The organism is Komagataeibacter oboediens (genome assembly GCF_003207815.1).
Classification (GTDB): Bacteria; Pseudomonadota; Alphaproteobacteria; order Acetobacterales; family Acetobacteraceae; genus Komagataeibacter; species Komagataeibacter oboediens.
Map to the genome: position 1 here is coordinate 1 of NZ_NKTX01000104.1, position 6079 is coordinate 6079.

General features: G+C 52.8%; 8 protein-coding genes. 3 read left to right on the forward strand and 5 right to left on the reverse strand.

Features of this window, described 5'->3' with window-relative positions; all coding sequences use genetic code 11:
- The first annotated feature begins 777 nt into the window (after positions 1–777).
- Positions 778–1833 carry a replication initiator protein A gene (locus CFR80_RS16545; RefSeq protein WP_019092487.1) on the forward strand — a complete coding sequence of 352 codons (1056 nt, stop codon included), beginning with the start codon at positions 778–780 and terminating at the stop codon, positions 1831–1833.
- Positions 1834–1873: 40 nt separating this feature from the next.
- Here CFR80_RS16545 and CFR80_RS16550 read toward each other — a convergent pair whose 3' ends face one another.
- The 5 genes from CFR80_RS16550 to CFR80_RS16575 all read right to left on the reverse strand — a co-directional run bounded on the left by CFR80_RS16550 (position 1874) and on the right by CFR80_RS16575 (position 4572).
- Complete coding sequence (locus CFR80_RS16550; RefSeq protein ID WP_081500038.1) at positions 1874–2131, reverse strand: ribbon-helix-helix domain-containing protein; 258 nt, start codon at positions 2129–2131, stop codon at positions 1874–1876.
- A 27-nt stretch (positions 2132–2158) separates the two neighbouring features.
- Positions 2159–2818: a ParA family partition ATPase gene (parA, locus tag CFR80_RS16555; RefSeq protein WP_010517102.1), complete on the reverse strand. Its 660-nt coding sequence runs from the start codon at positions 2816–2818 to the stop codon at positions 2159–2161.
- Positions 2819–3319: 501 nt separating this feature from the next.
- Positions 3320–3574 carry a ribbon-helix-helix domain-containing protein gene (locus CFR80_RS16565; protein ID WP_010517099.1) on the reverse strand — a complete coding sequence of 85 codons (255 nt, stop codon included), beginning with the start codon at positions 3572–3574 and terminating at the stop codon, positions 3320–3322.
- A gap of 45 nt (positions 3575–3619) precedes the next feature.
- Positions 3620–4255, reverse strand: a complete 636-nt coding sequence (locus CFR80_RS16570; RefSeq protein ID WP_110507739.1) for a tyrosine-type recombinase/integrase — start codon at positions 4253–4255, stop codon at positions 3620–3622.
- Complete coding sequence (locus CFR80_RS16575) at positions 4252–4572, reverse strand: WGR domain-containing protein (protein ID WP_181418262.1); 321 nt, start codon at positions 4570–4572, stop codon at positions 4252–4254. The genes CFR80_RS16570 and CFR80_RS16575 overlap by 4 nt, the downstream gene beginning before the upstream one ends.
- A 418-nt stretch (positions 4573–4990) precedes the next feature.
- Here CFR80_RS16575 and CFR80_RS19030 point away from each other — a divergent pair, with 418 nt between their 5' ends.
- Positions 4991–5740, forward strand: a complete 750-nt coding sequence (locus CFR80_RS19030; RefSeq protein WP_146221687.1) for a hypothetical protein — start codon at positions 4991–4993, stop codon at positions 5738–5740.
- A gap of 87 nt (positions 5741–5827) precedes the next feature.
- Positions 5828–6079: transposase (locus tag CFR80_RS16580; RefSeq protein WP_181418230.1), on the forward strand; the 252-nt coding region annotated here is incomplete at its 3' end.

Consider the following 6079-nt stretch of genomic DNA (forward strand, 5'->3'; position numbering starts at 1 on the left):
TCAGCATGAAGGCCATCGTGAACCCGTTTCTCAGAAAGGGGTCGTTTTTGGCTGCCTGTCCCCCTTCCGAAGGGGTCACTTTTCCATGCCGCTTAACACTCTATGTCCTACCCAGACAGCCACCACGTTCGGTAACGCCTGTACGGTCATCCTGTAGCGCCTGGTGGGCATGCTGCAACATGTGAGTCGCTGAATGACCGTTTGAACTCCGTTGTGTCTTGAGCAGATTGCGGTCTTGCCCGGTTTTTCTGGCGTTGCAGGTGTCGGGCGAGCGCGGAGCGGGAGCCCCGTAGGGCGCCGAAGGTGCCGACGCAGGCGGGGAGGATGCGTTTATCGTATTGTCATATGATATTTTCACACCGAAGGCGTGTCCGTTTAGCGCAGCCCGGAAAGGGCGAGCAGGGGGATGCCGGGTGGGAGATCGCGCGAAGCGCGATCGGGGCGGCCGTAGGCCGCGAGCCGGCGGGGGCAGAGCCCCCAAGAGGCGGTGATCAAATTTAAATTTGGAATTTTTAGGATTTGAGAAATTATCCACAGGATGAGAAACCAAAGACGGTGTTAAATATGTGTTAGATTCTGTGTTAAGGGATTCCAATGGGTCCATAAGCAGATGATTTAAAAAGATAAATTATCATAATTCCGCTGTTTTGGTATTTAAAACCCCGAATCTTGGTATTTAAAACCCCGAATCTTGGTATCTGAAACCCCGAATCTTGCTTCCGGTATTTAAAACCCCGAATCACTTGACACGGGTATCTGAAACCCCGAACGTAAGTTATGGTATCTGAAACCCCGAATCAGCCAGTTGTTTATGAGGCTCTTTTACCGGAGCGTCATCCTCAGCATGACCTGTTCATCTGCGACGTGGCAGATGCGGTACTTAAGGATGTGATGCCCCAAATGGAGCATCCGTTCTATTCCTTGTCCAAAAAACCTGAGACTTCCATTCGCCGCTATGAGCATAATGGGCAATGGCTGGAAATCACGCCAAGCGTGAAGGGTCTTGCTACAATCTACGACAAGGATATTTTGATCTACTGCATTTCACAGATCATGGCGAAGCTAAAAGCCGGGGAGAAGGTATCGCAACGGGTGCGGATCAGCAGCCGTGACTTACTTATCTTCACCAATCGCGGTACGGCAGGTAAAGACTATAAGGCTCTCATCGAAGCCCTCGACCGCCTTGAGGGAACCCGTATCCGCACCAACATTGTCACAGGCGACGAAGAACAGGTGGACGGTTTTGGCCTGATCGACGCTTCATCCATCCGCCGTAAACTCGGCCTCGACGGCCGCCTGTTGCATTGCGAAATCAAGCTGTCGGATTGGGTCTTTAACGCAATCAAGAGCAATGATGTTCTGACACTACACCGTGATTATTTCCGGCTACGCAAACCGTTGGAACGACGCGTTTATGAACTAGCCCGCAAGCATTGCGGTCAGCAAACAGCATGGAAAGTCTCTCTTGAGATTCTGTTGAAAAAATCAGGCTCTCAAAGCCCAGAAAAGCTATTCCGACAGATGATAAAAAATCTCGCAGCGAGCGATCATCTGCCAGATTACCGTGTCGAATTCGATCTCCAGAAAGACATGGTAACATTTATCAATCGCGGCACGATGAAAGCTGCCGAGCCCGCAGCAGAGGCTTGGATGGGCGCGCTCGATCCTGATATTTACGGGGATGCTCGGAACGTCGCACCAGGTTGGGATGTACACCATCTCGAAAGAGAATGGCGTATGTGGCTGGGTGATAACGAGATCGCCCCGAAGAATCCCGAGCGGCATTTCATCAAGTTCTGCGAGACGTGGTTTGCTAAGCGCGGTCAACCCTGATTGTGCAAATATACAAGCATACTTCTACGTGAAATAGGGGTCAGCGCTCTCCAAAAGGATGGCGCCCGTGCTTACGCATCAGGTCATCAATGGCTTCCCCAATCAAACCCTGAATAGTTGTATCAGTATCAAGGGCGAGTTGATGTAGTCCTTTGCTAACCGCTGGGGAAAAATATCCTACCACAGCCCGCTTACCTTCTCTCGGATTGCGCGGGCGGGCTTTCTCTACCACTGCTTGCGCTTCCGGTTCCACAACCGATGGCGCGACCGTCTTTTTGAGACCAGCAAACCGACTCATGCTGTACGTCCTTAACTTAGAAATTTGCTAACGTGTTTTTGTATCATCTTGTTTGTGTGATGGCATGTTAACTTGATCACACACCCAATTCCACAACCGTGCCACATCAGCAGCAGCCTTGCTTTCCGGCTCCGCTTCCTGCGCAGTCTGACCGGAACCAACGCTATGATGAAAAATCGCACGCTCTGACAAGACAACAGGAGCAACAGGGATGCCGAACTGCGCCACGACCGCAGCCGCCTCTCTATAAACTTGAGGCGCACGAGGAGGCCCTGCAGTAAAAATCACAAAGGCAGGCTTGCCACTGGCTCGCACAAGTTCTGCCGTTGTTCTGACAGCATCCATATCGAAAGCGCGTGGTCTACATGGAATCAATAAGAAGTCAGCGACACGGCACGCCTCACGCGCCATAATATCGGCATGAGGCGGGGTATCTATTATTGATAGCTCTGCGCCTAGTTCAGAGGCTTGCTCCAGCTTTCTTGATAACAAGGCGTGGGCTGCACAATCCACCACATCCGGGTCGGCATCCCCTCGCCACGCTTTCCATGAACTTGCAGTCGCTTGAGGGTCTGTATCGAGGATAAGAGAAACGTATCCAGCGGCACTGGCACTGGTCGCCAGGTGCAGGGCAAGCGTCGTCTTCCCAGCCCCCCCCTTCTGACTAATGATCGCGATTGTTTTCATGCCATCATGTTTCCGTGTTAACATATTAACTCATTATCATGATATTTTGATAACTCAATATCTAACTCACAAAAAACGAATAATTTAATCGAACCGAACATTTCATATATCTCCAGCCGATGTGTTGGCACTCATTTCAATGTCATCGTGTTAACATGAGAGCATGAGAGCATGAGAGCATGAGAGCATGAGAGCATGAGAGCATGAGAGCATGAGAGCATGCTGACATCATATTTGCTCTATATACAATAGCCTAATAATGTTCTGGCTGATCCGCAATGAGAGCTGTCAAGTCCCGACCTTCATTGATCAGAGGGCAGGCGGCAGATGAGCGAGGATCTTGAGATACCGGGTCACGTGCCGCAGTTCGTCTAGCTGCTCGGTCGAAGTCAGTAACTCGCATTGTCCTGCCTGCCATAGCCCGAGCAGATACGCTGGCAGGGATTTTTCAAAAAGCAGGGCACTGATGAGAAGATTGGTCTTGGTGGCCAGACGCACGCTTTAGCTGGACTTGTCTGTTGCCAGCGTGGCGGTCACGGCCTCACCGATCAGGTCCTCCAGCGCGTCCGGCTCCATATCTGCGAACCCACTCCGGGCTTCCGCCATCGTCCTGTCGAACACACGCCAGCGCACTGCCTCCTCGATGAAGCGCGACAGGTCGCCTTTCTTCATGCCATGCTGCGCCAGGAAACCACGTACGGCGATATCGGTTTCGCGGGAGACCGAAACCGTCCAGCGGACCATATCAGTCGACATGTCGGTGCTTATACGCTTGTTGTGATTTCCCTTTCGCAAAATGCATTACCCCCACATTTTCCGTGCGATATCCTGCTCCTCGGCGCCGACGGCATCGGCGTAGATGGCGGTGGTGGAGAGCTGGGCATGGCCGAGCCATTTCTGCACCATGTTGAGGGGGATGCCGCTGGAGACGGCGGCGACACCGAAGGCATGGCGCAGGCCCTTGGGGGACGCGGCCGGGCCGGACAGGCCGGCGGCGTCCATGACCGCATGCACCGCCCGCCAGCCGGTCATGCGGGACCAGGGCCACAGCCGGGCGGCCGATCCACGGCCCCGCCGGCGCTGCGCCTCGCGGATGCCATGCACCAGATCCAGGGCCTCGAGCAGGGACGGGGGCACCGGCACGGCGCGATAGATCCCGTCCTGGCGCTTCTTGAGCGTGGCGAACACCAGCACGCCACCGGCCAGGTCCACCCGGTCCGCCGTCAGGGCAAGGGCCTCGGACAGGCGGCAGCCCGACCAGGCCAGGGTCATGCACAGCGTGCGGGCCTCGCGCGGCGCCTGCTCGGCCGCGCGCAGGAACCGCGCCCGCTCGGCGACCGTGAGGTATTTGCGGCTCCCGTCGCGGTCGAACAGCTGCATCCCGCCGGGGGCGCCTGCCGTGGTCACCCGCTGTCCCGGTTTTGAGGTGCCGCTCATCCGGCCGTCCTGTCGCGGTAACCCCGTCGGCGCTTGGCCCGGAGCTGGCGGGCGAGGGCGTCGCGCGCCTGCCCGGCATCATGATGCAGTTCGCAGACCTGCCGGCCGGCCGTCCCGATCCGTCCCCACTGCCGCACCAGGGCGGTACCGCCGAACAGGTCGGGCTGCAGCGACAGATGGTAGAAGCGCCAGCAGTTGGCGGCCGGGTCCACGCGCACCAGCGCCGCCGTTTCGGGGAACAGCGACAGCTGGCGAGGCGGCCGGACAGAGGCCTTCGGGGCGCGTTTGGGCATATGATCCCGAAAAGTGTAACACATGTCCCCCGCCCAGGACAGGAAAACCGCTGCAATCGCGGGACAGGCCGGCCGGTTTCAGGCCTGGCCTGTTACACTATTGCCCATAGTGTACCCTCCCAAACCCTCCCTGCGGGAGGCTTCGGTAACGTACACCCATATAGTGTATCATATCATGGGCCTGCTGCCCCTTGAGACGTTATCACTCTCAATCCAACAAAATTCGGCAACTGGGGGAGGGGAAACGTCCGTTTTCGGACGAAACAATTGGCGAAGCGGATATCAATACACAACTGGACAAAATTTTAGAAAAATTAACGGGAATGGTAAAATATAAATATATATTATCAATAAATTATTTATATATAAAAATAATATACAGTTGTAATATTTTTAATGAAATTCAAAAAAGGTTCTTTTGAATATAATTTGTGAGTTCTTGATGAAACCGAAAGAATATACTGATTTTCCGGATATCATTGATAATCCTCGATCTGACGGCAAGCAGCCTATGCGAACAGCTATACGCAACCTTGCAAGGGAAGTCTGCAGACAAAATAGTCAACAGCAAAACTTAGCTGGCCTGTTCAGTCAGCCTTTTGCAGAATTAAAGAATAGCAACTCGCGTTATTTATTGCCGAATGCAATGAAGGAAGGTTTTCGGAATGCCTTTTCATTTGATCGAAACATAAATTTTTATGACGAAGTAGATATTATAATTCCGGTGGGAGCCGATAAAAATGACGTATTCCCACTCAAACGTATCGATTATTTAGCTACCAATACAGAAAATAAAAGGTGTGTTGTCATAGAATTGAAAACGAGCATGGGGCTTGACGGTTATGCAGCATCTCTGATTGAATTCATGCTTTTGCACTCCAATAAAAACATAACTCTGAATAAGAGAAAAAATACATTCAATGAATCTCTAAATAATATGCCAATTCATGGAATGGATATTCTTCATATATTATGTTCTGTTAATTTCCCTGATCACATAGAGCAATGGGCACCTTTGCTGACACGCGGAACTCCTCTTGAAAATAAAATCGAAACCCTACTGACATTTGAGCCATTTCGTTGCCCGAGCGATGGACAAATGCCATCACCTCAAGACACAAGCAATTATATTAATGATTTTATGACGAGGGTAATGACCTGGCTGGAGACAGGAGACTTGTCTTGTCAATAGACCGGGATAAGCTCACTACTATTAAGACTACTAGCAGCCTGTCGGGTTGGGGTACCCAGTGAAGGGGTAAGGTTGTAAGGTGGTGAGATGAGCAGTTTCATCCCGTTTGACCGGTCTCAGCCGTATCTTCTGCCGCCTGATCTGAAGTCGTGGCTTCCTGCTGACGATATGGCGCATTTCATTGTCGCAGCCGTTGAGCGGGTTCCGATGAGTGCGTTCTGCGTGCCAGTGCGCACGGGAGGCAAGGCACAGTACCATCCGCGCCTGATGCTGGCCCTTCTGATCTTCAGCTATGCGAACGGGTTGTTTTCCTCACGCCGGATCGAGCGGGCGACATAT

Coding starts and splice junctions, on each gene's coding strand:
- CFR80_RS16570 (WP_110507739.1), bottom strand. CDS start 4,255: ATGAGCGGCACCTCAAAACCGGGACAGCGGGTGACCACGGCAGGCGCC.
- CFR80_RS16550 (WP_081500038.1), bottom strand. CDS start 2,131: ATGAGTCGGTTTGCTGGTCTCAAAAAGACGGTCGCGCCATCGGTTGTG.
- CFR80_RS16565 (WP_010517099.1), bottom strand. CDS start 3,574: ATGTCGACTGATATGGTCCGCTGGACGGTTTCGGTCTCCCGCGAAACC.
- parA (WP_010517102.1), bottom strand. CDS start 2,818: ATGAAAACAATCGCGATCATTAGTCAGAAGGGGGGGGCTGGGAAGACG.
- CFR80_RS16575 (WP_181418262.1), bottom strand. CDS start 4,572: ATGTGTTACACTTTTCGGGATCATATGCCCAAACGCGCCCCGAAGGCC.
- CFR80_RS16545 (WP_019092487.1), top strand. CDS start 778: ATGGTATCTGAAACCCCGAATCAGCCAGTTGTTTATGAGGCTCTTTTA.
- CFR80_RS19030 (WP_146221687.1), top strand. CDS start 4,991: ATGAAACCGAAAGAATATACTGATTTTCCGGATATCATTGATAATCCT.